The 25777-nt window shown below is 40.6% G+C and carries 22 protein-coding genes, 1 rRNA gene and 1 pseudogene; 7 read left to right on the top strand and 17 right to left on the bottom strand.

Annotated features, from left to right (window positions below; genetic code table 11):
- Together H5181_RS15830 and gmhB are read right to left on the bottom strand one after the other, a co-directional pair.
- Positions 1 to 120 (bottom strand): 16S ribosomal RNA (locus H5181_RS15830); the annotation flags it as partial.
- 776 nt (positions 121 to 896) lie between these two features.
- Positions 897 to 1457: a D-glycero-beta-D-manno-heptose 1,7-bisphosphate 7-phosphatase gene (gene gmhB / locus H5181_RS15825; protein WP_011637023.1), complete on the bottom strand. Its 561-nt coding sequence runs from the start codon at positions 1455 to 1457 to the stop codon at positions 897 to 899.
- Between the two features lie 201 nt (positions 1458 to 1658).
- Here gmhB and H5181_RS15820 point away from each other — a divergent pair, with 201 nt between their 5' ends.
- Together H5181_RS15820 and H5181_RS15815 are read left to right on the top strand one after the other, a co-directional pair.
- Positions 1659 to 2333 (top strand): GntR family transcriptional regulator, encoded by a 675-nt coding sequence (locus H5181_RS15820; protein ID WP_011637022.1) that lies wholly within the window; start codon positions 1659 to 1661, stop codon positions 2331 to 2333.
- A 119-nt stretch (positions 2334 to 2452) separates the two neighbouring features.
- Positions 2453 to 3535 carry a ketoacyl-ACP synthase III gene (locus H5181_RS15815; RefSeq protein WP_182751488.1) on the top strand — a complete coding sequence of 361 codons (1083 nt, stop codon included), beginning with the start codon at positions 2453 to 2455 and terminating at the stop codon, positions 3533 to 3535.
- A 55-nt stretch (positions 3536 to 3590) separates the two neighbouring features.
- Here the strand turns inward: H5181_RS15815 and H5181_RS15810 are convergent, their stop codons facing one another.
- From H5181_RS15810 to H5181_RS15795, 4 genes are all read right to left on the bottom strand, one after another.
- Complete coding sequence (locus tag H5181_RS15810) at positions 3591 to 4280, bottom strand: exonuclease domain-containing protein (RefSeq protein WP_182751487.1); 690 nt, start codon at positions 4278 to 4280, stop codon at positions 3591 to 3593.
- Complete coding sequence (locus tag H5181_RS15805; RefSeq protein ID WP_011637019.1) at positions 4280 to 6127, bottom strand: DUF294 nucleotidyltransferase-like domain-containing protein; 1848 nt, start codon at positions 6125 to 6127, stop codon at positions 4280 to 4282. The genes H5181_RS15810 and H5181_RS15805 overlap by 1 nt, the downstream gene beginning before the upstream one ends.
- A gap of 131 nt (positions 6128 to 6258) precedes the next feature.
- Positions 6259 to 7977: a sodium:solute symporter family protein gene (locus H5181_RS15800; RefSeq protein ID WP_102036519.1), complete on the bottom strand. Its 1719-nt coding sequence runs from the start codon at positions 7975 to 7977 to the stop codon at positions 6259 to 6261.
- Positions 7978 to 7989: 12 nt separating this feature from the next.
- Positions 7990 to 8256 carry a DUF4212 domain-containing protein gene (locus H5181_RS15795; protein ID WP_011637017.1) on the bottom strand — a complete coding sequence of 89 codons (267 nt, stop codon included), beginning with the start codon at positions 8254 to 8256 and terminating at the stop codon, positions 7990 to 7992.
- A gap of 360 nt (positions 8257 to 8616) precedes the next feature.
- Here H5181_RS15795 and H5181_RS15790 point away from each other — a divergent pair, with 360 nt between their 5' ends.
- Positions 8617 to 10785 carry a diguanylate cyclase gene (locus H5181_RS15790; protein ID WP_259397064.1) on the top strand — a complete coding sequence of 723 codons (2169 nt, stop codon included), beginning with the start codon at positions 8617 to 8619 and terminating at the stop codon, positions 10783 to 10785.
- Here H5181_RS15790 and H5181_RS15785 read toward each other — a convergent pair.
- Positions 10775 to 12274 (bottom strand): carboxylesterase, encoded by a 1500-nt coding sequence (locus H5181_RS15785; RefSeq protein ID WP_182751486.1) that lies wholly within the window; start codon positions 12272 to 12274, stop codon positions 10775 to 10777. The genes H5181_RS15790 and H5181_RS15785 overlap by 11 nt on opposite strands.
- Before the next feature lie 100 nt (positions 12275 to 12374).
- On the opposite strand from H5181_RS15785, the gene H5181_RS15780 reads away from it, so the two are divergent.
- Positions 12375 to 12941, top strand: coding sequence for a DUF6942 family protein (locus H5181_RS15780; RefSeq protein ID WP_259397063.1), 567 nt, complete (start codon positions 12375 to 12377; stop codon positions 12939 to 12941).
- Positions 12942 to 12945: 4 nt separating this feature from the next.
- Here the strand turns inward: H5181_RS15780 and nadE are convergent, their stop codons facing one another.
- From nadE to recR, 6 genes are all read right to left on the bottom strand, one after another.
- Positions 12946 to 13776, bottom strand: coding sequence for an ammonia-dependent NAD(+) synthetase (nadE, locus tag H5181_RS15775; RefSeq protein WP_011637013.1), 831 nt, complete (start codon positions 13774 to 13776; stop codon positions 12946 to 12948).
- A 115-nt stretch (positions 13777 to 13891) separates the two neighbouring features.
- Positions 13892 to 15196 (bottom strand): inosine/guanosine kinase, encoded by a 1305-nt coding sequence (locus tag H5181_RS15770; RefSeq protein WP_011637012.1) that lies wholly within the window; start codon positions 15194 to 15196, stop codon positions 13892 to 13894.
- A gap of 598 nt (positions 15197 to 15794) precedes the next feature.
- Positions 15795 to 16439, bottom strand: coding sequence for an adenylate kinase (gene adk / locus H5181_RS15765; protein WP_011637011.1), 645 nt, complete (start codon positions 16437 to 16439; stop codon positions 15795 to 15797).
- 136 nt (positions 16440 to 16575) lie between these two features.
- Entirely contained in the window at positions 16576 to 17439 is an 864-nt protein-coding gene (locus H5181_RS15760; protein WP_182751485.1) for a tetratricopeptide repeat protein, read from the bottom strand.
- 66 nt (positions 17440 to 17505) lie between these two features.
- Positions 17506 to 19419, bottom strand: coding sequence for a molecular chaperone HtpG (gene htpG / locus H5181_RS15755; RefSeq protein ID WP_011637009.1), 1914 nt, complete (start codon positions 19417 to 19419; stop codon positions 17506 to 17508).
- Between the two features lie 279 nt (positions 19420 to 19698).
- Positions 19699 to 20298: a recombination mediator RecR gene (gene recR / locus H5181_RS15750; protein WP_059746792.1), complete on the bottom strand. Its 600-nt coding sequence runs from the start codon at positions 20296 to 20298 to the stop codon at positions 19699 to 19701.
- 565 nt (positions 20299 to 20863) lie between these two features.
- Between recR and H5181_RS15745 the strand changes: the two genes are divergently transcribed.
- Positions 20864 to 21700, top strand: a complete 837-nt coding sequence (locus H5181_RS15745) for a GGDEF domain-containing protein (protein WP_011637007.1) — start codon at positions 20864 to 20866, stop codon at positions 21698 to 21700.
- Positions 21701 to 21761: 61 nt separating this feature from the next.
- Here H5181_RS15745 and H5181_RS20810 read toward each other — a convergent pair.
- Together H5181_RS20810 and H5181_RS15740 are read right to left on the bottom strand one after the other, a co-directional pair.
- Positions 21762 to 21878: pseudogene (locus H5181_RS20810) on the bottom strand (helix-turn-helix transcriptional regulator); the annotation flags it as partial.
- Positions 21879 to 21967: 89 nt separating this feature from the next.
- Positions 21968 to 22972 (bottom strand): rhodanese-related sulfurtransferase, encoded by a 1005-nt coding sequence (locus H5181_RS15740; protein WP_123777356.1) that lies wholly within the window; start codon positions 22970 to 22972, stop codon positions 21968 to 21970.
- Between the two features lie 285 nt (positions 22973 to 23257).
- Here H5181_RS15740 and H5181_RS15735 point away from each other — a divergent pair, with 285 nt between their 5' ends.
- Complete coding sequence (locus H5181_RS15735) at positions 23258 to 23974, top strand: glutathione S-transferase (RefSeq protein ID WP_182751484.1); 717 nt, start codon at positions 23258 to 23260, stop codon at positions 23972 to 23974.
- Positions 23975 to 24150: 176 nt separating this feature from the next.
- Positions 24151 to 24351, top strand: coding sequence for a hypothetical protein (locus H5181_RS15730; protein WP_011637004.1), 201 nt, complete (start codon positions 24151 to 24153; stop codon positions 24349 to 24351).
- A gap of 80 nt (positions 24352 to 24431) precedes the next feature.
- On the opposite strand, the gene H5181_RS15725 is transcribed toward H5181_RS15730, so the two are convergent.
- Together H5181_RS15725 and H5181_RS15720 are read right to left on the bottom strand one after the other, a co-directional pair.
- Complete coding sequence (locus H5181_RS15725) at positions 24432 to 24980, bottom strand: NAD(P)H nitroreductase (RefSeq protein WP_182751483.1); 549 nt, start codon at positions 24978 to 24980, stop codon at positions 24432 to 24434.
- 158 nt (positions 24981 to 25138) lie between these two features.
- The gene (locus H5181_RS15720) at positions 25139 to 25732 is read right to left on the bottom strand and encodes a DoxX family protein (RefSeq protein ID WP_182751482.1); all 594 of its coding nucleotides are present in this window, start codon (positions 25730 to 25732) and stop codon (positions 25139 to 25141) included.
- Positions 25733 to 25777: the final 45 nt, after the last annotated feature.

Genomic DNA, 25777 nt, shown 5'->3' with positions numbered 1-25777 from the left:
TTACTCACCCGTCCGCCGCTCGTCACCTCAGGAGCAAGCTCCCTTGTGTTACCGCTCGACTTGCATGTGTTAGGCCTGCCGCCAGCGTTCAATCTGAGCCATGATCAAACTCTTCAATTAAAGTTCTTTTGAAAACCCCACTCTTATAAATAAGAACAAAGCTTTCGGCTCAATGAATTCTGATTGCTTTATCAACCGAAGCTGACAAAGTCTTTGTACATATTACTATGAACATTCATCGTTGCATTGAGTTTAAATTTTTTGATTGCCAACATTCCGAAGAACAGAAGACAATTTCGAATAACTCAACACCTGTGAATGTCCACACAGATTACTTGATAAATTGTTAAAGAGCGGACTTGGTAACTAGCGTTAGACGCTGCGTTCCGTGTCAGTGGGGTGTATTATAGGGAAAACAATTTATAGCGCAAGGGCTTTCTACGGTTTTAATGGTTATTACGCCCCAACTGCACACTATTTGAACTTAAAGCCATGTTTATTGATGTTTCCGCTGACTTTATAGGCAAAATTTGCATGCTATAGCGAACATCAAATTTATATTAGTTACCTATATAAGGCTTATTATGCGGCTCACAGTAGTTTAAGCGGGTAATTTAGCATGTTGAGTCTAAAAAATTACTGAAACGACGTTAATTTCATGTTAACTCCGTACTCCGTAGCCGCATTTAGTAGCGCGAACGATTTAGCCTTATTGGATGACATATCTTTATTTGGCTAAGGGGATTTGTATCAGCAAAAAATAAGCTGATTAGTATAGAAAGGAAGAGAAAGACTAAAACGTGGTAAATGGTTACATTGAAAATCGCTGTTCATATATAAGTGGTGAAAGCTTAAATATGAACAGCTGAAATAATAGCTTTGAGTTCGCGATTCTATTATTTGGCGAGTAATTGACTTAGCAGACTCGGAACATCAGCGATACTGTCAACAACTGCACTCGCAAGTTCAATTCCGGCTTCGTCTACTACTTTACCTGAACGAACCAAAATGGCAGTGTTAATGCCAGCCGCTTTTGCTGCGCGTATATCATCAGCTTTATCGCCCACCATGACTGACTGGCTCATATCAATTTTCAAAAATTCTGCAGCATCGAGCATCATGCCGGGTTTGGGCTTTCTGCAATCGCAATCTTGCTTATATTCACCGAGGCCTTTTTGTGGATGATGCGGGCAATAGTAGATACCATCAAGTTCGACACCTTTATCGGCAAAGTTCCAATCCATCCATTCCGTTAAATGATGAAAATCATCCTCACTGTACATACCACGAGCAATGCCAGATTGATTGGTCACCACTATTAATAGGTAACCCATCTGCTTTAATGCGAGACACGCTTCAAATACACCGTCGATATATTCAAAGTCGTCCACGGTATGAACATAACCATTGTCTTTATTGATCACACCATCACGATCGAGAAATACTGCTTTATTCAACCTAACACTCCTTAAACTCTATACTGTGTCGATTATCCCATTGAGATGAATTTTGGGCCAGATAATCTGAATAATTTTGTTAATTTGTTCATTTACCGCGGTTTTATGAGCTTAATCTGCATAATTGTATAGGTTTCACTTTATAAAGCGGCGGCTAAGCGTTACCCTTGCCCGAAGAAATTAGTGATTATTATAGAATACATGAGCAATATACCTCCTATTATTCATAAAACGCGTACGCAACTTGTTGTTGAGGCGCTCAGAGAACGGATCCTTTCTGGTGATATACAAGGAGGAGAACCGCTTAGGCAGTCTGCTATTGCAGAACAGTTAAATGTAAGTCGAATTCCCGTTCGTGAAGCGTTAGTTCAATTAGAAGCAGAAGGTTTGATTAATTTCGAACCACACAAAGGCGCAACGGCAACATTGTTATCTGTTGAACAAGTCACTGAATTATTTGAACTGCGCGCTATGATCGAATCAGATTTGTTGGCTAAGGCCATCCCTAACCTATCTGACAAAGATCTTGTTGAAGCTGAAGCCGTACTGGTTCAACTTGAATTGGCATTTAAACTGAAAGAATCAGTAGCAAGTTGGAGTGAACTGAACACTCGATTCCATACCCGTTTATACCAAGCAGCTAATCGTCCTCATACAATGGAAGTGGTTAACGGTTTAAACACTAATTGCGATCGCTATATTCGTCTGCAGTTGTTATTTACTGGCGGGATACCTATAGCTGAAAGAGAACATCGAGTGTTACTCGAATTATGTAAAAATCGCGACATCGAAAAAGCCACAACTTTACTGCGTGAGCATATCTTGCATGCTTCGGCTTCGATCACGAAACTGGTAGAACAAAAGATTAAGTCATAATAACAATAATAAACCTTAGTCATGATCATTTAAGCATTTAACATCAGCTGGTTAATGTCAGACCATTGATGTTGTAAATAAATTTAATTAACTATTGAAACATATTGAGAGAACTTCTTATGCAGTATGCGCACATTACCGGTTGGGGTAAGTCAGTCCCACCCGCAACATTGACCAATGACGATTTAGCGACATTCATGGAAACGACAGATGAATGGATCAAAACACGTACTGGAATTAGTAAGCGTAACATTAGTCACGTTAATACTTCTGAAATGGCTTCGGTTGCCGCTAAGCATGCGCTCGCCGCAGCAGGGATTGATGGCAGTGAATTAGATTTAATTATTCTAGCCACCGCCAGCCCTGATACCTTGATCCCCAATATTGCATCAACGGTACAGGCAAATATTGGTGCTACCTGTGGTGCATTTGACATTAACGCTGCTTGCAGTGGCTTTTTGTATGGTGTTGGCTTGGCCAGCTCAATGATTAAGAGCGGCCAAAGTAAGAAGATTCTGATTATCGGCGCTGAACGTTTATCTTTTTATTTGGATTGGTCTCGACGTGAAACAGCAGTGTTATTTGGTGACGGAGCTGGTGCAGTTGTACTTGAGGCCAGTGACCACCCTGGTGGTGTATTAGGTTATGAATTAAATAATGATCCTGAAGGTCGCGATATTTTAAAGTCTAACTTTGGCACCCAGATGGATAGATTTGACAATGACTCATTGGATTTTTACATTCATATCAATGGTCAAGATGTGTTTAAACGTGCAATTCATGGCATGGGAAGTTTAAGTCATAAGGTATTAGACAACTGTGGTATCAGCATCGACGATGTCGACTTTGTTATTCCACATCAGGCAAACGAACGTATTATTGATACGCTAGTCAGCCGAATGAAAATTCCAAAAGAAAAAGCCTTCGTCAATATCGCTGATTATGGCAATACGTCTGCAGCGACTATCCCGATTGCGATTTGCGATGCGTTATCTCAAGGTAGAATTGAAGCCAATCAGACTATTCTGTCTTGCGCGTTTGGTGCTGGATTAACCTCAGCGGCCTTACTGCTAAAATGGGGCGAACGCACCACGCCAATTAACACCAGTGATGCTGCCTTACCTCCTTGCGATAAAACCGCACTTGAATTGATTAAACCTGCAGTTGATTATTTTTTCAATAAAGCTAAAAACGCAGAATAAGCTGTCTTCAGTGTTTAATAGAAAAGCCAGTCTCGATGACTGGCTTTTTTCTTTTCTAACGAGACACATTGATTAAGTCTTTAACCGACAACTTTTTAATATCACCCATCGCCGAAACTTGAGCCAGCAACAATTCAGCACAAGATAATGCATCAATAAGCGCATTGTGAGCAGAATAAACGGGTAAACGGTAACGTGTACGGCTTGCATTCAAGCGTAACGAACCTTCTTTTAATACAGGCTGTTGCATTAAGCAGCGTTTCTTTTCTATGGCTAGTGTATCAATAAATACCAACGGAATTGATTGTCCAAAACAGCGTATCAACTGCTGCCGAATAAACTGTATGTCCAACGGTGCATGGTGCGCCACTAAAATATAGCCCTTTGTTTTTGATAAAAACCAATCAATTGCCTCTGCTAACGTTAAGGCCATGTGCAATTGGTTATCTACAATACCGTGAACCGTCGCGCTCTGCCCCACACTGCCGCTAATAGAAATCATCATATGCTGTGCTTTATCAAGCGGAATGACCCCGTTGATAATCGGCACTAAACCGATACTGATGACTTGATCATGGATTGGATCTAAGCCAGTCATTTCAAGATCAATCGCCATCAAAGGTGCATCTAGAAATGGTTTTGTTAACGCAGGCGTTATTGCTTCTAAATACGTGTTGAGTAATGAAGGTAAAGTGGTCATTTTTTTACGCCATAACACCGCCTTTATCCACCAAAAACTGGCCACTAAAAGCTCCTCATGAACTTAAGTTTTATACCTGCTTGGGCATCATGTACTACTTTGAATGCATCACGAAGCTGATGGCGCATTAATGAAGAAAGGTGTTGTGGTTTTAGATAATTGTTCACAGGTAAGTTATTGGTGGCTTGATAGCCTTGATTAGCTAAACGCATGTGCGCAATGAACTCATGGGCATCCGCCAAATTAAGTGCATCTTTACGATTAATAATATTAGCGTCCATTAACGCTCTGATCCGCTTAGCAGTATTAACCTCTTTGATGCCAGCACTTAAGGCATACACTCTGGCAATGTCATTAATTAATGCACTTCCTTTGTGTTTTAAATCCATGCCTTTCACCTCACTACCATCACGCTCAAGGACAAACTTCCTAAAAAAGCCCAATGGTGGTGATTCAGTTAACGAGTTGCCCGCCATTCCGGCAAGGAAAATATCATTATTTTGTGTAGATGCTAAAACATCATCTTGCAGTTCACTGAATAAACTCAATGGCCCAAACACTGGGCGCATATCAAAAAATATACTGGCATGCATTAAGGCTTTTGGTTCTGGCGTATTCACCCATCTTGAAAAAAGCCCTTTCCACTTCACCAGTGATAAGCGCCATTTGGGGTTTTGCGCCATAATGTCACCAGGACAATAAATATAACCACATTCATCTAAGCCCTTACATACTGCTTTTGTTAATGCTTCAAAATAAGCGGCGGCAAATTCATCGGGGTCGTGGGCCAGCAATAAACCATTATCCTGGTCAGAACAAGCAACTTGATCTTGCCTACCTTGGGAACCAAAAGCCAGCCAACAAAACGCCATTGGTGCTTGACCTAAAATTTGTTGATTCAATTCAATTAGCCGACGCGTTAATGCATCGGTTACCGACGTTAATACTCTACCTATTTCTTCTGCTCTAGCATCTGCGCTAATCAAATTTTGCAATAGTAACGGAATTTGCTTACTCACTTGAATAAGCTTTTCGATACTACCTTGCCGCCCTATTTCGCCAATAAGCAGCAAGGGCTGTGAACTTTGCGAACGTAATATATCAGTACTGGTGATCATCCCTAATGCACGGCTACCATCAACCACAGGTAAGTGGTGAATATTATGCTCACTCATCGCCAACATTGCTTCGAACACTAGCGCGTTGGCGTGAGTTGTCACGGGATTGATGGTCATGGCTTGACTCACCAGCGTATTGACGTCTAAGCCTTCTGCGATAATTCGATTACGTAAATCTCGATCGGTCAAAATACCGGTTAATTTTTGATTATCGATAACGAGCACCGATGAAACCCGGTGTTCACGCATTAATTTAGCCGCATCCATAACACTGGCGTGAGCGTCGATGATAATAGGCTGAGATGACATGATGGAAGTAATACGGCTAGTCGTGGTCAAGTCTTTAGCACTAAATTTAGTTTCATTGCGTAGGCGTTTAGCAAAAGCACGGGCAAAAAACTGATCAAAGCTCCGATGTTCGGAACGTAATTTGGCAAAGACTGATTGTGGTAAATGATAAACCAAACCATCTTCTAAAATAGCCACTTTATTAACCACTTTTTCACCCGATAATAAGGTGGAAAAACCAAAACACTCACCTTCGCCAACTCGGTCAACCAACACACCTTCAGGGTCACGCACTTCGAATGCACCGCTACGAACAATGTACAATTTTGGATTGTCTTTATCGAACTCAACAAAGGCAGACGCTTTACTGTAATAACCGATGCTAATCTTTCTAGCACAATATTGAATACTCTCTTTAGGTAGCGTGTCGAAAGGCGAATGAGCCGCTAAAAACTGTTCTACTGGTTGTAACTCACTGGCATCCATTAATCATTTCCCTATTGTGCATGGGCGAACAATATCACTATAGCAAAGCGTTTCGCTTATCTGCTATAGGACTAAAGCCCAACAAAAAGAGCGCCTAAGCGCTCTTTTTAAACAGTGTTGATAACAGCAGGTTAATGATCGTGTGCTTCGCCTGACCCTTTAGGGAAACGAATTGACTCAACCATTGCGACTATTTCGTCAGGGATTTTAGCGGTGACTTTACTGACAGCAAAAGCGACACCAAAGTTAACCATCATTCCCACCATACCAATACCTTCTGGTGAGATACCCAGTAACCAATTTTCAGATGAATTGGCTGCCGGATTGATAAACTTGAAGTAGGCAATATAACTAGCCGTAAATAATAGCCCGATCACCATGCCTGAAATAGCACCTTCTTTATTCATGGTTCTAGAGAAAATACCCATGATAATAGCTGGGAATAACGAGGCTGCAGCGAGACCAAATGCAATGGCCACCACCGCGGCTACGAATCCAGGAGGATTAATACCAAAATAACCCGCCATAACAACCCCGAAACCAGCGGCTATTCGTGCATACATTAACTCTTTCTTATCCGAAATATCCGGCATTAGATTTTTCTTGAGTAAATCGTGCGACACAGATGTTGAAATTACCAGTAATAAACCCGCAGAGGTAGACAAGGCTGCGGCTAAACCACCCGCGGCAACTAGTGCAATAACCCATGCTGGAAGATTAGCAATTTCAGGCGTGGCAAGAACCATAATATCTCGGTCAATGTTCATCTCATTTTTTTCACCATTGGTGTAAAAAATCTTGCCATCGTTGTTCTTATCGTCCCATGTAATTAAACCCGTTTTTTCCCAGTTTTTAATCCACGTTGGCGCTGTTTCATAAGGCACGCCAGTTGATTCTGGTCCATTGATGGTTTCAATCATATTAACGCGAGAGAAAGCAGACAATGCAGGAATAGTGGTGTACATAATAGCGATAAAGACTAATGCCCAGCCCGCTGAAATACGTGCATCTTTTACTTTAGGTACAGTAAAGAAACGTACAATCACATGCGGTAAACCCGCTGTACCAAACATTAATGCACCAGTAATGAAGAACACATCAATCATCGATTTTGAGCCTTCGGTATATTGGGAGAACCCGAGTTCTGCCGATAATCCATCGAGCTTATCGAGTAAGTACACCCCCGTACCATTACCTGCGGCATCAATCATCTCAGCGCCAAAACCAATTTGCGGCAATATATGACCCGTCATCATTACAGAGATGAAGATAGCAGGAACCATAAAGGCAAAAATAAGTACGCAGTATTGTGCTACCTGTGTGTAAGTAATCCCTTTCATGCCACCTAATACAGCATAAAAGAACACCACTGCCATACCAATATACACCCCTGTTTCTACGTCAACTTCTAAGAAACGAGAGAACACGACGCCAACACCACGCATTTGCCCTGCAATGTAAGTAAAACAAATAAAGATGGCACAAATAACTGCGACAGTTCGTGCAGTCTGAGAGTAGTAACGATCACCAATAAAGTCTGGAACCGTAAACTTACCAAATTTACGTAAATAAGGTGCCATACATAAGGCTAATAGCACATAACCGCCAGTCCAACCCATAAGGTAAACTGAGCCATCATAACCGGTAAAAGACACAATACCGGCTAATGAAATAAACGATGCTGCTGACATCCAGTCCGCTGCAGTTGCCATACCATTTAGAACAGGGTGAACGCCACCACCTGCTACATAAAACTCTTTAGTTGAACCCGCTCGAGACCAAATGGCGATCCCGATGTACAGCGCAAAAGTCGCGCCGACAATTAAATATGTTAGTGTTTGAACATCCATTTTTAGTGCTCCTTAGTCTTCCTGAACATTGTATTTTTTGTCTAATGTATTAGCTTTCGCTACATAAACAAAAATCAGCGCCACGAATACATACATTGCACCCTGCTGCGCAAACCAGAAACCCAGTTTGAATCCCATAAAGGTAATTTCGTTTAACACATCAACTAGTAAAATACCGCAGCCAAATGACACTGCAGCCCAAATTGCAAGCAAGCTAAGTACTAATCGTAAATTCTCACGCCAGTAACCCGCTGCCTTATCGTTATTTTCAAAACTCATTGCGACTCCCCTAAGTTATTTTTTGTAAAGCCATTGTTAATTTAGCAACTCAGGGGGCCACCACAATCAAGACCTTAGTCGTACTTGATTAACAAACGTTAACGTGAAACTTAAAAAAGGATATAAATCAGTTATATAAAAAATATTGAAATGAAAGAGACTTCTTGTTTGTCAATTTAATTAGACCAAGGTCGAACAAGATTTCAGCATTAAAAGATTGAGATCTGCATCACAAAAGATAAAAAGGGACATTTGCGTGTAAAAAAACCTTAGTTTGCGTTGAAATCTGTTCTATTTCCTGAGATAAGTACTTAGATAGGAATAAATCTTTTTAGAATACAAATAATAAGGATATTTTTTTTGACCTTGCCACGCATTAATCAACAACATCTTTTATTCTCGATCATCTTGGGAGTCGTTGGATTGCTCATCAATTGTTACCCAATACAATTTTTTGCCAATGTGCAATTTGTATTAGGTAACACGGTGACTGTCATTGCTGCGGTTTTATTGGGACCTTGGTATGCATTTCTAACCGCTATGATGGCATCAACTGGATTAATGTTGATATGGGATAGCCCACATGTGTATTTGTTTTTTGGGCTTGAAGCATTATTTTTAGGTTATGCCAGACGCCGTGATATCTATGCTTTATATGCTGATGCAGCATATTGGTTATTTATTGGTGCACCAATGGTATATTTATATGTGGTGCTATTGATGGACATTCCCCCCTCTCACTTAGGCTTTATTATTTCAAAGCAAGGCATCAACGGACTGATTTATACCAGTATTGCATCACTACTGATTTTAGCGATACCAAAGTTATGGTTTTTAAAAGGCAAAGTTAAAGACCGCCATCGTAGACAATTAAGTTCACAACTGACCTATTTCTTCACCTTAATGGTGACCTTAACGTTATTGTTTTCGGCGTTAATCTTTAATTTTTATTTTTTAGAACGTCAACAAGTCATGTTAAAACAAAACATGACGGAAGCAGTTGCTCACCTATCGACCTCAGCACAGAATTACATTGAAAACCATAAAACCGTCATTCAAAATACTGCAAGCCAATTAGACTTAGTTGCAGATACGCCTGAAAAATGGCAAGACATTTTATCGAGTTCACATCAAAACTATTCTGGTTTTATCAGCATGTTGATTGCTAATCCGACAGCCAATATTGTCGCTGCTAGTCCAGTATCAAGACTCATGACAAAGCAAATATCTGAACAAAGCGTCAACATTAAAGACAGAGATTATTTTATTGAGTCATTCTATAATCAGCGCCTATTCGTATCATCTGTCTTTCTCGGTCGCGGATTTGGAAATGACGCAATTATTGCTATGAGTGCGCCCTTTTATCTCGATGAGCAACACACACAAGTTGCAGGAATCGTAGAAGGGTCACTTGATCTGACCCACTTTGCACATATTGACCAAGTTAATGAATACACCGACGATGAATCTATAGTGATGGTTGATGAACAAAATCAAATAATTTACGCATCAACAAAACTCAACTTGAAACCACTTTCACAATTTAATTTTGCAATAAATAAAGGTGTATATCGAGCCAATCTTGAATTAATCAATATTCATAATACGACCTCAATTGTGCCTGAATACATGTATGCTCACCGGGAACTCGATAATGGTTGGACCGTGTATATTTTAAAAGAATTTTCGCCGTTACTAAAACTCGCTGAAGAACAAATGTTCAGTAGCTTTATCATGCTGTTGATTGCATTGTTGTGTACCTTCTATATTTCAAAGAAGCTCAGCGCGTTGCTAACGGTGCCATTAGAAGCTGTCGCCAATCAATTCAGTCAGTCATATTCAGATCCAGCAAAAACATCGGCAATTGACGATAGCTCACCAAGAGAGGTATTCAGTCTGTACCAACGGTTAGCAGCCAGTAAACAACAACTCATCGCGCATCAAGTCGAATTAGAAGAAACAGTTGCTCATCGTACGGCGGAATTAGAAAAGGCCAACAAAAAACTCACAGAACTGGTTGATAGAGATCCGTTAACCGGCTTATATAATCGCCGTTATGCTGAACGTAAATTTGGTGAGTTAGTGGATTTTTGTTTGCGAAGCGATCAGGCCATTACTGTTGTATTGCTTGATTTAGACTTCTTCAAAAAAGTGAATGACAACTATGGCCATTTAGCTGGTGATGAGTGCTTACGGAACGTGTCACAATTATTACAGAAATACTTTAAACGAGACATTGATATTGTGGCCCGCTACGGCGGAGAAGAATTTTTGCTTATTCTGCCTTTGTCCAATACCTTACATATTGAACATCATCTCAATGGTTTTAGAGAGGCACTGTCGCAATTAGACATCATATCACCTGAAGATAAACAGTCATTTAACGTGACGGTCAGTATTGGTGCTATTACGGCAAGTGCTGATTATGAAGTAGAACTGGATAAATGGATTAAAGTCGCTGATGATAACCTCTATCAGGCAAAGCAACAGGGACGTAATCGAACAATCATTAACATCATTAATGACTAATATTTAGCGGTTTATTGCCTAATGGTGACTCAGGTTGATACCCTTGAGTAAACTCATCAATTCGAGTCATCATGTAAGGATAAAATGGATTCCATTTCTGACGTAACATGTCATCAGCAGTCACACTGAAAATGCCTCGTTCACCTTGATAAATTGCTCTGCCTATTTGAATTTTATCCGGGTCATTACTTGGTAGAGGTCCATAAAGGCTATCTTCAATCGGAAAGTTTAGCGCTACATGAGATAAAGAATACACATCATTCGGCCAAGTCAAACTTAGCGCTATCACATCGTCGGTCTTCGATTTATCAGCAAGCTCCCTAACCTGAACATGATTATCTTGTTGCGGATCATTTTCAACCAAACTTAAGCGATAAGGTAATTGCTTTGGTAACCAAAAAGGGGCAAAAGTCGCCAATGGATCTTGGAAAAGTAATTGGTTGTTACTCTTCGTCCTATTGACATCAAATAGCACTAATTGATGGCCTTTATTTATTGGCAATTTTTGATATAGCAAATCAACCACAGCTAACGAAGAAACAGTATCATCGACAACTGACTGAAACGTTAGCATTGCAGGAATGGCATTAAATTGCTGCGCCGACAATGATGCTAATAAGGTCTGATTACGCTGTGTTAACTGATACACAACATCGCCAGCATTAACAGCAAACGATCGATATTTAAATGGATCATATTCTGTTTGAATGCTGTTCCAATACAGTTTATCTTGCCCGAGCAACTTACCCAGCTTAGCTTGCCAATAAGCGCCTGCCGCAATGGGAGCTAGACCAATGGCTGGTGATAACATAATCATGCCGGCAAAGCTTGTAGGCTTGTTTAAGCTGATATTTTCAAGTTCATGGTTTAACGCTAAAGCAGCTCCTGTCGAAAAACCGACCACATAAATGGGTTTACCGGGTAATTGGGCAGACAAGCGGGCAACAGCAAGTGATACAGCCCCAGCAAGATCAGGCCAAGTAATATCGGTTAATCCAGAAGGAATGGTACCGTGCCCGGGCAAGCGCAAACCTAAAACATAAGCCTGGTGCTGATAATGCTGTGCAAAATGCGACATCACATAAGGTGAGTCGGACATACCGTGCAGCAATAAAAGGCCAAACTCAGCCTGGGGATTTTTCCATTCGAAAGAACGGTTCCAATTTTGTTGCCATAATCCAGGATCAGATAAACTATTACGCTCATAACGATTAACCGGGGATGCTATTTCAGGTTGATATTGACGGTAAACTTGCTGCTCTACCTCAGTAAAAAGCTTATCTTCTAACTGTAAATATTGGCTAAAATCAGTTAAACCGGACTGTTGATGGTACTCTGAGGTAAGGTGCGTCGTGTGCCATAATGATAAGTTAGGCCGCGCATTCAGCAACCAAACGGCTGTAATGATTAACGCTAAACCAATACCTAGAGCACCATAAAATGCGGCAAATAAAAAATGTTTCGTCGATCCAATCACAATTGCGCGCATAATAACCTTAAAAATAGATACCAATTCGAACAAAAATATAGAGTAACGCTTACAACCGAACCGCCAAACTCTTATCATTCATAACGATACTGGAAGTAATATGTCATCAGATTTATTTAGCCATATATGGGGACCGATGAATCCCGATATCATTTTTTATTTACCTACGCCTCCAGAGCTACCCGCACACTGGCAAGCTTCTCATCCCGATGCCATTACACAACTGGTCGCATTGAATGGCAATCACTGGCGTAAAATCTTCACCATTATGGCGAAGATTTGCTGTTTAGAACACGATATCAATGCTAACAAAGGAATTGATTGGAAACAGATCCGTGACCAATTATTTAATGAGTCTCATGATCAACAAATCGATAAACACATCAATACTCCATCACGCTTGCATTGCCAATTACGTATTGTTAATTCAAAGGTTGAACACCACGGCGAGATAGTATTTCCTTCTGAATCTTGGCATATTTTATGTGGCAAAGAAGCCCAACAACGTATGGGAATAACCGATCCTCGGCACTATGTCTCACTAGATGAAAAGCAAAAAATACAGCACCAGCACACGGTATTACTGACGCCATATTTAGATTACCGACAATATGCTAATGTGCTAATAGAACTCACCCGACAACACATCGCCTTAAGTAAAGTGTAAGATATTAATCGTAAATCGTCGGGATCGGCTTACGTTTATGCTGGGTGCGTTTATAGATGCTCACCAGTTTATCTTCCACAGACTTGGCAACATCTTTGCCCTCTAGAAAGTCATCAATTTGATCATAGGTCAGCCCTAAAGCAACTTCATCTTCAAGTTGAGGTTTATTATCTTCTAAGTCCGCCGTAGGTGCCTTTTTAACCAATATTTCTGGCGCGCCTAAATGGGCAGCTAATAGACGTACTTGACGTTTATTTAAGCCAAATAATGGTGCTAAATCGCAAGCCCCATCGCCCCATTTGGTATAGAAACCGGTAATATTTTCCGCACTATGGTCGGTGCCCACAACAAGGCCGCCCATAGCACCAGCAATGTCATATTGGACTATCATGCGCATTCTGGCTTTAACATTACCCTTGAGAAAGTCTGTCTTTCCAGCATCTGTTGATGATAATCCCGCGGCGGTAAGCCCCTTTAGCGTTGCATTATGGATACCAACAACACCATCATGAACATTCACGGTCACTTGTTTTGAAGGCTGAATAAACTGACAGGCTAGCTGAGCTTCGGCTTCATCTTGCTGGACATGGTAAGGTAAGCGCACTGCAATAAACTGATACTCATCACTGGCTTTTTCTTGATTAAGACTATTCACTGCCAGTTGGCATAAACGTCCAGCAAGTGATGAATCAACACCACCACTGATCCCCAAGACTAAAGTTTTGCTGTGAGCCTCTGATAATGTTGCCTTAATAAAAGCAATTCTGCGTTGGATTTCAAACTCAGGCTCAATGGCCTTAAGTACATGCATCTCTCTTAAGATTTGTCCTTTCACGTGACGCTCCTGATTGCTTATTAATATTCTGGCTTTCGATGCCTATTCTATAAAAATCTACACAAAAAAAAACGATAATGATGCTTCATTATCGTTTTATTTTATCGACGATAAATTATCGTTCCCAATATGACTCTTCTAAACTGTCTTCCCGCTCAGGTAAACCACGAGACAGACGCGGGCTGTGCTGAGCTAGCACTTCATATGCAACGCGATTGGCATATTTACACACTTGTGAAAATGACGAATAACATAAACCATCTCGTTTATGTTTACTCGAACCAGGCACATTGGTTTTATGGAACGTATTGGCTGATAAATCATGAAGCAGCGCAGACAATGCTCCATCACCAGCACCATTGGTATTACGAATTAATTCTGGTCCACCCATATAAGGCGCAATGTGAGCGTACACTTTTATTGGGGTATCGCAATCCACTTGTAATTTCGGGCGAGAGAACTCATAACGGTTAAACTCAGGAATAGCGCCCGGTAATAAAGTATGACTGGTTTCACGCTTTTCAGCATCTTCAGTATAACCCGCAGTATAAAGCCCAATCGCGCCTGCCGTAGTTAACACCATGTCACACCAATCGAGCGCCATTTCACTGGCAAGCAACGGGTCTTTAAAACCCGTTAACGCTTCACCTTCATCTTCATTCATGGCCAAAATAGTGACATGCTCACTAATAAAATTTTGCCACCATTGTGGATCTTCTTGAATTAAAAAGCGTGTCCCTAATGTCAACACCACTGGCACATCGGCTTCTTTAGCGTAATTAATGGCCGTCATTGCGGCATCTGTAATACCATCACCTTCGCTTGCTCGCATCAGATATGCCGTTAACACTAACGCCGAACTGCCTTGTACCACCTCTTTATCGATATACTCAGGAGTTAGCTTATCCATCGCACCTTTACTGATAGCAAACGTGCGCTCACCACAGTCAGAAATTAATGTAAAACAACGACCAATAGGACCATCGACAGGCTGTAAAAAGTTAAGATCAACCTTTGAGGAAGTGTTACATAAATAGCGATAAGCATAGCTACCCACCATAATATGTTGGCTCATAACCCCAAAAAGTACTGAGCGATCATCGGCTAAAATCGAATAATTATGGACGGTGTTACCAATGGTGCCACCGGCAAATTCATCGCTGATCATCTCATTGGATTTAAGTTCATGGTACAAATTATGGGCTTGCTCATCATTAATGAGAGTTGAGTTGCCTTTAGGTAAGCCATATCGCTCAAGTAACTCGTCTTCTACTTTAGCCTCGATATCAACCAAGGTTTGATCTATACCGCAAATGTAAGTAGAAAAAGGTTGAGGCTGCTGCGTAAGTTGAGCCAATAACGGATCACGACTGTTTACAGGGAAATAGTGTTTGGACTTACGTTGACCAGGAAACTTCATATTGGGCTCTCATAGCTTGGCATCCGTGCAAGTGTGAAATTAATTACCACTGACACTCATTCAATTTTGCATGAGTCGTCATCCGCGAAAATGGCGGCAGATTTTATCATAGGTAAGCGTCAATCCTATATCACTTTTATCACATTCACGGCCTAAATATGCTTCGTTGTGGCATTCAGTCTTATTTCATTCATTTTTTGTCTTACGACGATATATAGACTTGGGCTCAATCGGCTCGAGAATGTTTATCTGTTCAATCAAATATTAGCTTCAATATCGCTGTATTCCATCGCGTTAGTTTGGGCTTATAGATTGGGTCAAACGGTTAAAATAGACTGATTCCTAGCCATATGAAATATTCAATTGAAAGACGAGTAAGGCGCATGAATACATCAATAGTGAGTTGAGGCAAGGATAGTATTAGGATTTGGTAATCGTGTTTACAACCTTGAGCGGAAGTTAAATAAATATTGAGTCAATACGAGGGGTTCACTATCAATGAATAGTATTCCCACTAATACAACGCAACGGTTAGCTTATTCCTTAGGCATAAAAAAAGCCTGCAAAGCAGGCTTTTAATGGAGTAGCTAATCAGCGATTATTTTAATACGCTGGCTAGTTGCTCACTCACTTTAGTTACTGACTGAGTACCGTCAAACTTATTGTACTGAGTACGACCTTCAGCAGCGACTTTGCCATAATAATCAACTAATGGCTTAGTTTGCTCGTGATAAATACCTAAACGCTTACGTACGGTACTTTCTTCGTCATCTGGACGGATAGATAAATCTTCGCCAGTGACATCGTCTTTACCTTCCACTTTAGGTGGATTGAACACCACGTGGTAAACACGACCAGAACCAGAATGAACACGACGCCCGCTCATACGCTTAACGATTTCTTCATCCGGCACATCGATTTCGATAACATGATCAATCTCAATACCATTTTCAGCCATAGCATCAGCTTGAGGAATTGTGCGAGGGAAACCGTCAAGTAAAAAACCTTTAACGCAATCTTCTTGAGCAATACGCTCTTTCACTAACCCAATGATAAGATCGTCCGAAACTAATTGACCTGCATCCATTACTTTCTTAGCTTCTAAACCTAATGGCGTACCAGCTTTAACCGCTGCACGTAACATATCACCAGTTGAGATCTGTGGGATACCATACTGTTCCATAATGAACTGAGCTTGGGTACCTTTACCGGCACCTGGGGCACCCAATAAAATAATGCGCATCTCAAAAGTCCTCTTTTAAGTTTGTGTTCTTTTTAGGGCGGCGATTTTCGCACATCTGCCACACTTTTAATAGCGCTTTTGTTATGACATTAGACCAAGATCTAATAAGGCTTGTAACAAAAAGGCTTCAATTTGTTTAATACAACAAGGTATACAATTTACGGCGATATTGATTGGCTAACGCATTGCCCTGACCTATCGCGGTTAAGATTTCCATGAAGACTTGTTTGATTTTCCCATCAGCAGCGTTCATATCTTTTTGTAAAATAACAAACAATAATTCAAGGGCTTCTTCATTACGTTGAGCTGCATTTAATGCTTTGGCCAAGATGATAACAGCGTCTACATTATCTGGCTGCTCTGCGAGATTTTGTTGCAGTTGACGAATTTCTGGAGTATCAGCCGCATCTTCCGCTAACGCTAATTTAGCCACTAAATTATGATAGTAACTGTCTTGATCCGCTAAACCTATACGGGCAAGTAACCCTTTTGCTTCCGCCAGTAAACCTTGCTGTAATGCTACATCTGTCATCACCAGTGCGACTTCAGGTGCTTGTTGTGCATCGATATAAATTGTTTTTAACTGTTCAGCAATGCGAGTTAAGTCTTCTGACGATAACTTGCCTTGGGCTAATAATTGTTTAACGTCATCAAACTCTTGTATCCACATCGGTGGTAAATGTTTGTCGAGCAAATCACTAATCTGTTCCTGGCTTTGCGCCCCAGCAAAACCATCAATGGGTCTGCCTTTATCTAAAATTAATGTGGTCGGTACATTCTGAATTTGGAAGTAGTTAGCAATTTCTAACTCGGTTTCACAATCCACTTTAGCGAGAATAAATCGCCCACCTTGGCTATTGGCAAGATGTTCCAGCGTCTGCAACATTTGTACACTTTCGGGCTGCTGTTGCGCCCAAAATGCTAATACCACCATTTTTTGCATTGAGGTATCAACAACTTGTTGAATATTGTCTTTAGTAAGATTAATGAGGTAGTCCATATTGCCTCCGCAGAATGACAAAAACAAAAGCGGACTTATTGTCCGCTTTTACTGCTTAAATCGAGTTTACTTTACACTCGCCAATAACATCTGATTGGTCAGTTTAATAAACGCTGAAGGGTCTGCCAAACTGCCTTTCTCGGATAGCAAGGCCTGTTGTAATAACAAGTTAGCCCAATCAGCAAACAATTGCTCGTCAGTTTCGTTATTCAAATGCTCAACCAAAGGATGCGTTGGGTTAATCTCAAATGTTGGCTTAGATTCTGGCACAGGCTGACCAGCTGCTTGCATCAGTTTAATCATCTGCGTCGACATTTCACCTTCACCCGCGACCACACACGCTGGCGTGTCAGTTAGACGTGAAGTAACACGAACCTCTGAAACGCTGTCTGCTAACGCAGCTTTAACACGCTCAATTAAACCTTTAGACTCTTCGGCAACTTTGTCATGAGCTTCTTTATCAGCTGCATCTTCAAGTTCACCTAACTCTAAATCACCACGTGTCACTGAATGTAGCTTCTTGTCTTTGAACTCAGTTAAGTGATTAACCAACCACTCGTCGATACGCTCAGACAATAACAATACTTCGATGCCTTTTTTACGCAGCAACTCAAGATGAGGACTATTTGCGGCAGCTTCATGACTGTCAGCAACGATATAATAAATCTTGTCTTGACCCGCTTTCATGCGCTCAATATAGGCCTCTAATGACACTGTTGTTGCAGCAGAGTTGTCATGAGTAGAAGCAAAACGCAATAAGCCTGCAATGCGTTCTTTGTTAGCAAAGTCTTCTGCAGGGCCTTCTTTTAATACTTGACCAAATTCAGCCCAGAAAGATTGATACTGTTCTGGCTCGTCTTTAGCCAGCTTTTCCAGCATACCTAATACACGCTTGGTGATGCCCACGCGCATTGCTGTTGTTACCTGGTTATCTTGTAAGATTTCGCGAGATACGTTTAATGGCAAATCATTTGAATCGATTAATCCACGTACAAAGCGCAAGTATGTTGGTAAAAACTGTTCCGCTTCATCCATAATAAATACACGTTGAACAAACAGTTTCAAGCCATGCTTATGGTCGCGGTTCCACATATCCCAAGGTGCTTTGGCTGGGATGTACAGTAAACTGGTGTATTCTTGTTTACCTTCAACACGATTGTGAGACCATTTTAAAGCGTCGCTGTAATCGTGAGAAATATGCTTGTAAAACTCTTGGTATTCTTCTTCAGTGATGTCTGACTTATTACGAGTCCAAAGCGCTGTCGCTTTGTTCATCACTTTCCACTCACCTTCCGTTGCCGCGACTTTCTCGCCATCAGGGCCGTCTGACTCAGGTGTACCTTCATTCCACATTTGTACTGGAACAGAGATATGATCAGAATACTTAGTGATAATTGAGCGTAAACGGTAATCGTCAGCAAATTCAGTTTCTTCGTCACGTAAATGCAGCACAATTTCAGTACCACGTTCATTTTTAGTGATACTTTCTACATTGAATGAACCTTCGCCTTCAGATTCCCACAATACACCTTCGTTAGCAGCATGGCCGGCAGCACGAGTGCGTACAGTGACTTTTTTCGCTACGATGAAAGCCGAATAGAAGCCCACACCAAACTGACCAATGAGTTGTGAATCTTTTGACGCTTCGCCAGAAAGATTACTAAAAAATTCTTTGGTGCCAGACTTGGCGATAGTCCCTAAATGTTCGATAACGCTATCGCGGGTCATGCCAATACCATTATCTGAAATGGTTACTGTGCCCTTTTCTTTATTCGCACTAACACGAACGCGTAAATCACCGTTACCTTCATATAAGGTATCGTCAGTTAATGCTAAATAGCGAAGCTTATCTGCTGCATCGGCCGCATTTGAGACTAGCTCACGTAAGAAAATCTCTTTATTCGAATACAGAGAGTGGATCATCAATTGCAGAAGTTGTTTTACTTCGGTTTGAAAGCCATGAGTTTCTTGTTGTGACATGAGTATTTCCCTTGGTGTTACGTTTAAACAATCACGAGTCGAAAAATCCACTCGCCTAAAATTCTGTGTTAATCAAGAGATGGGGGACGTTACAATATTTTCAAGGGGCAACACTGTCTTGTTGAATAATAAATCATCAGATAAGACCAAATCGGCTCAATATGACACATTTTTACAGCCTGTTTTCCGCCATGACTCATCCTGGGTGGAATAAAAAATGCCAACAAATCTAATTTTTAGACTTGCTGGCATCTAGGTTTTTAATCAGGTGTAGGGCTATTACAGCGGAATACGACCATTAAAAGATAATGCTAAAGTGGTGCTATCAACGTACTCAAGCTCTCCACCCACGGGGACGCCATGAGCAATACGACTAATCACCACATTATGTCTTCTGGCCATATCAGCAATAAAATGTGCAGTGGCGTCACCCTCAACGGTCGGATTGGTAGCAAGAATAAGCTCGCTCACCTCATCCGACGTTAAATGACGCTCAAGTAGCGCTAGCCCCAACTCTTCAGGACCAACACCGTCTAACGGCGATAAGTGTCCTAACAGCACAAAATAACGGCCATTAAAATGGCCACCAGCTTCAATAGCAAGCACATCAGCAGGCGTTTCAACCACGCAAATAATCCCAGTATTAATGCGACGATGGCTACTGCATATAGGGCATAAATCTTGTTCGGTAAACGTACGACAACTTTGACAATGTCCAACTTCAGACATGGCTTTTTGCAACGAATCTGCGAGCTTAAGGCCCACTTTACGTTCACGCTCAAGTAATTGAAATGCCATACGCTGTGCAGACTTAGGGCCGACGCCAGGCAACGCACGTAAAGATTGAATTAATTCATCGACCAAAGGACTAAATTTCATAAATTGCCAATACCTTAATAACTAAACTCATTGTAATGTCATGGTGAAACCGTCTTGTGATCGGCTAAGCCAATACGCGGAAACGCCAAAGCAATGCGATTATTGTCTGTGCAGCGTTTGAATGCAAAGATTAATACCTCTGTTGCAATAAATGAAGCCAACAATCGACGAATTAACAGTGTTCTTATTGAAAACGTTAACTCTATATGACCAGAGCCATCGTAGGTAGGTGAATTGCTCAACAATTACTTTTAGTAAAAAATTACCGTGATTACGGGAGCAGATTAATAATGAAACAACCTGTATCTACATCTATTTAAAAACCAAAAAACCAACTTAAAGACAACTCTATTGACTCATCTTTATGGCTTTAGACACAACCAGAAAATAAGGAATTAATTAACTTTGAGAGCCATCACTTTTCTTGTTCAATCCATCTGATATTCTACTGATCAGTACTTAATAGTGTCTGTGGGGGACACAAGGAAGACATTTACGATAATATTAAAAACACTTCCAATAGATGAGTTTCCATATAAAAGTGTCACCAATGCAAGGACTCAAAATGCAAGATGTTTTACCACTATTAGGTAGTGGATTGGTTATTTGCGGAGCGCTATTACTTGCAATGGCTATCACACCGGTATGGACAATATTTCGCCGACTTCCAACCGGCGAATTGCGCCACAGTTGGGGTTTTCTAATTCTGCTGATCCTGTTTTTTATCATAGGTTATGTCATTTATGCAAAATTTAGCTTGGTGACATTTTCTCAACCACTTGATCTAGTGGTGCCGGTGATATTTTTTTGCGGAGCTATTTTTGTATTTGTTGTTTGTAGCCTGTCCCTCAAAACCACCAGTGACATTATGCAGATGCATGCCCTTAAACAAGAAAACATCACCGACTCATTAACAGGTATATTTAACCGCCGATACTTAGATCGTCGCCTGAAAGAAGAAACGCAAAGGGCGCAAAGTTATTCTAAACCACTATCCATCTTCCTTATCGATATCGACCATTTCAAAAACATTAATGATAAGTATGGTCATCAGATTGGTGACTTAGTTTTGAAAAATATCGCCCAGAACATTAAAATGTCGTTAAGAGAATCAGATATAGTGGCTCGTTATGGTGGTGAAGAGTTTATTGTCATCCTCCCGCTAACCCAAGTATCTACATCTTATACACTTGCTGAACGACTCAGGACTATTATCGAAAACATTCAGCTGGCACTGCCTAGTGAGTCTGAAATAGATATACTTTCCATTGGTGTCACAGTGAGTGTAGGTGTGGCTGGAATGACATCTGAATGTAAAGACTACCAGTGCCTGATTAAAAATGCAGACAGGGCACTCTATCAATCAAAACAAAATGGCCGCAACCAAGTAAGAGTGGCTTAAACAGGGCGCAAATGACTCAACAAAAGGCTGTTTGAGAAGATTTTCTTATCACGTGCTTAGGTTACTTACCTGAACGATAATTAAACACCTTATCCAACAGTAAATTAAACACCTCTGCAATTTTAAACGCCACTTCTAGTGTTGGCGAGTATTTATTTGACTCTATTGTTATTACCGTTTATTTCAGAACAGAAAAATAATGCAAAATAAAAAATGAAAAGCCCAATCTTATTCAGATTGGGCTTTTCATTTTAATAAAGGAATTAATTAGCCTTTATTATTAATTTTTTCTTGTGCTTTACGTTGAGCTTCTTTTTGTTGGCGACGAGCATCAATCACTTGCTTTACATCGCTACCAATATGCGCTTCACCGCGTTGCTTAGCTAATTGTACTTGACGCTCACGCTCAATAAAGCGCTGACGTTGTTCTTGCGGCACTTTATCAATGCAATGAGGACAGCTGACACCTTGAACATAGGCTTCAGTTTGTTTTTCTGCTTCAGTAATTGGCATACGACAAGCATTACACTGATCGTATTGGCCTTTTTCTAAGCTGTGATTTACTGCTACGCGGTTATCAAACACAAAGCATTCACCTTCCCATAAGCTTTGTTCTTGTTCTACTTCTTCAAGATATTTTAATATGCCGCCTTCAAGATGATATACCTCATCAAAGCCCTGCTCTTTCAAATATGCGGTGGATTTTTCACAACGAATACCACCGGTACAAAACATCGCCACTTTTTTGTGCTTAGCTGGATCTAAATTTTGCTTCACATATTCCGGAAACTCGCGGAAAGTCTCAGTTACTGGATTGACAGCATTTTTAAACGTACCAATCTTCACTTCGTAATCATTACGGGTATCAACTAACACCACATCTGGATCTGAAATCAGCGCATTCCAGTCTTTGGGTTTCACATAGGTCCCGACGACTTTACGAGGATCGATGCCTTCAATACCCATAGTCACAATTTCTTTTTTCAGCTTCACTTTGGTGCGATAAAACGGCATTTCAGCGTCAAAAGAAAACTTAGTCACAATATTATCTAAGCCAGGTTGAGTACCCAACCAAGCCAATAAAATATCAATCGCAGAAGCTGTTCCTGCAACAGTGCCATTAATGCCTTCTTGAGCAAGCAACAAAGTGCCTTTGATTTCGTTTTGTTCCATGATATCAAGCAATGGCTGACGTACATCTTCAAAATGAGGTAACGCTACGAATTTATATAACGCGCACACAGCGACTTGGGATTGAGATGAAGCTTGCATGGCTTTTTGAATAGATTCTTGTTTAGACGCTGGTTTAGGTTGTTGCATAAAAATGAGGTCTCCGCTGGCTGGAACTTAATTTCCAGTGCATATTACTGCGTATATAAATAAGGTCTGCACACGGTGCACAGACTCAAAAAAACGGCCGAAAGTATACCTAAATCACAGTCAAAAAAATACTAAAACTAACAGATGTATTTTTTTACAATGTTGTTAACGGTTAATTTTGGGTTTTCAGTCAAGAAACGTTACTCTATTAGTAAGACATCATTTTATAGACACCCAATGAACTCTGCGATTTTATACACCTTTCGTCGTTGTCCTTATGCTATGCGTGCACGTATTAGCCTTCATTTAAGCCAGCTGAATCCGTTAGTACGTGAAATTGAGCTTAAAAATAAACCCGCAGAATTGATCGCCATTTCGGCCAAAGGCACTGTGCCGGTTTTGGTGACAGCAAACAACAAAGTGATAAGTGAAAGTCTTGATATTATGCGTTTTGCATTAACTGAATATCCCGCGCCAGAAAATCATTACTTAACCACAGAAGAGTATCAAGCCCTGCAATACTGGTTGGATCAATCCACGACTGAATCGCTCATTAATGCCAATGATAATGAATTTAAACCGTGGTTAGATAAATATAAGTATGCCGACAGGTTCCCTGAATACAGTCAACTCTGGTATCGACAACAGGCAGAGCGGTTTATTCAAACATTAGAGGACCTGTTGCAGCAACATAACTATTTGTGCACCGACAGCCCTACACTCGCTGATTTTGCTATTTTTCCGTTTATTCGGCAATTTGCTAATGTTGAACCAGTGTGGTTTAACACCATGCCATACCCTAACGTTATCGTTTGGTTGACCACGTTAGTCAACAGCTCACTATTTAACGTGACCATGTATAAATATCCTTTATGGTTACCACAAAAAAATATTATTCAGCTCAAACATTCAGAACATGATGATGGACACGTAATACCTTTGTGCAAAAATTAAAAAATTATGAATATTTAATGGTTTACGGGCTATTAATCGGTTAATTTTTAAAGTAAATTAAAGGTGTTAGCAGTGAATGGCCGTTTAAAAACATGGATTTTTATTATTTTTACTGCAGATTTTAATTTTAAGCTTACACTTAGATAAGTCATTGCTGGAACGCAAAGGAACATGACATGAATAATATGGATATTACGTTAGTATTAATGCTCATTGCATTACTGATTTTACATATTCACTTTTGCTATCGAGCCTATACCTCGAAAGCACACATCAAAAATGCCCAACGTGTAGTGTGGTCTATGCTCAGTTTGTTAATGGGACCATTAGGCTATTATGTCTATCAGAACATGATCCCACTCGAGTTCTACGAATAGACAGTAAAACTTAGCTTGATGAGTAACACATAAACGAGCCTCTTTATTCAATAAAGGCTCGTACTCTCTGCTGACCAAACTTATAAATAGCGAGCGAATTGCTGACCATTTTTTAATGGTTTTATTGGTGCAGTTACCGCTGGCGTGCCTACGTATAAAAAGCCCACTATTTGATCTTGTTTCGTTAAACCTAATTGTTGATGTACATTTGCATCAAAAGCAAAATCGCCTGTACGCCATACAGCACCTACACCCATCGAAAATGCGGCTTGTTGCATGGCCATAGTGGCGCAACCTGCTGCTATATGCTGTTCTAAAACTGGTACTTTATCATGCGTTTGAGTTTTGGCGACGACCGTAATCACCATAGGTGCACGATAAGGCATGTTGGCGACTTTAGTCAGAAAAGTTTCATCTGCACCACTTTTTTTAGCCGCATCAACAAAAATATCTGCCAACTTAGCTAAGCCATCATCTACCGCAATAATAAATTCCCAAGGCGTTAATGCACCATGGTCTGGGACTCTTGCTGCAGCATCAAGTAAAAAAGTGAGTTGCTCGGCATTTGGTGCAGGGGCAACTAGACGAGGCGTCGATTGGCGAGTCAATAACAGTTGTTTGGCGTCCAAGATACAATCCTTTTAAGTAAATTATGCCGCCGATATTAGCAAAAATCCCACGCATTAGGTGGGATTTTTTAGGGTTGTTCTATGTAACCTAAACTCGTAATAACAAATACCTCTCAAACAATCCTTTGGTATTCTGAGTTCAGATTATGCAAACAAGGTTACTTTAACAACCGACGCCCTATAAAGTAATCAACACTCGTATAACGGCCGCCACCAATTACAAATAATGCCAGTAACATGATTAAATACGTCATCGCAAATTCAATACCATTATTTAAAATAACAAAATTACCTGAACTGGTTAACCATTCATAATTACCATGTTCTTGTAAAATAGATTTCGCTGCAGATAGCTTTTCTGCTGAAGCTAACACTTGCTCATTCGCTAACCACGAACTTGGGTCAGCAATTGCCAACCAACCATTAGGTAAATGCACCGCAAAAACAGCAACTAACATAGTGACCATCATCGGTAACGCAACGAGTCGAGTGGCTAAACCTATCAGCAGTAAAAAACCACCGAACAATTCAGTGCCTGCTGCTAACGCTGTCATGACTTCAGGCATAGGTAAACTGAGTCCCCAGTCGGGATTGCCAAACCATGCTACGGTATCTTCAAAATGTGACAATTTGTTGTAACCAGCCTGCATTAATACTGGCGCAAGATAAAGCCTTAACATTAAGGCAGCTAAGCCTTCTGTATGTTTAATCACATTTAAAAACTGCTGATATAATTCACTTAGTGTCTGCATAAATAATCCTGACTGAAATCGGTGTTGTAGTAATAGACCTGCTGA

This window comes from Shewanella sp. SG44-2 (genome assembly GCF_014164215.1).
Lineage (GTDB): Bacteria > Pseudomonadota > Gammaproteobacteria > Enterobacterales > Shewanellaceae > Shewanella > Shewanella frigidimarina.
The sequence above is the reverse complement of the archived record's forward strand: the minus strand, read 5'-3'. Positions and strand labels throughout refer to the sequence as shown.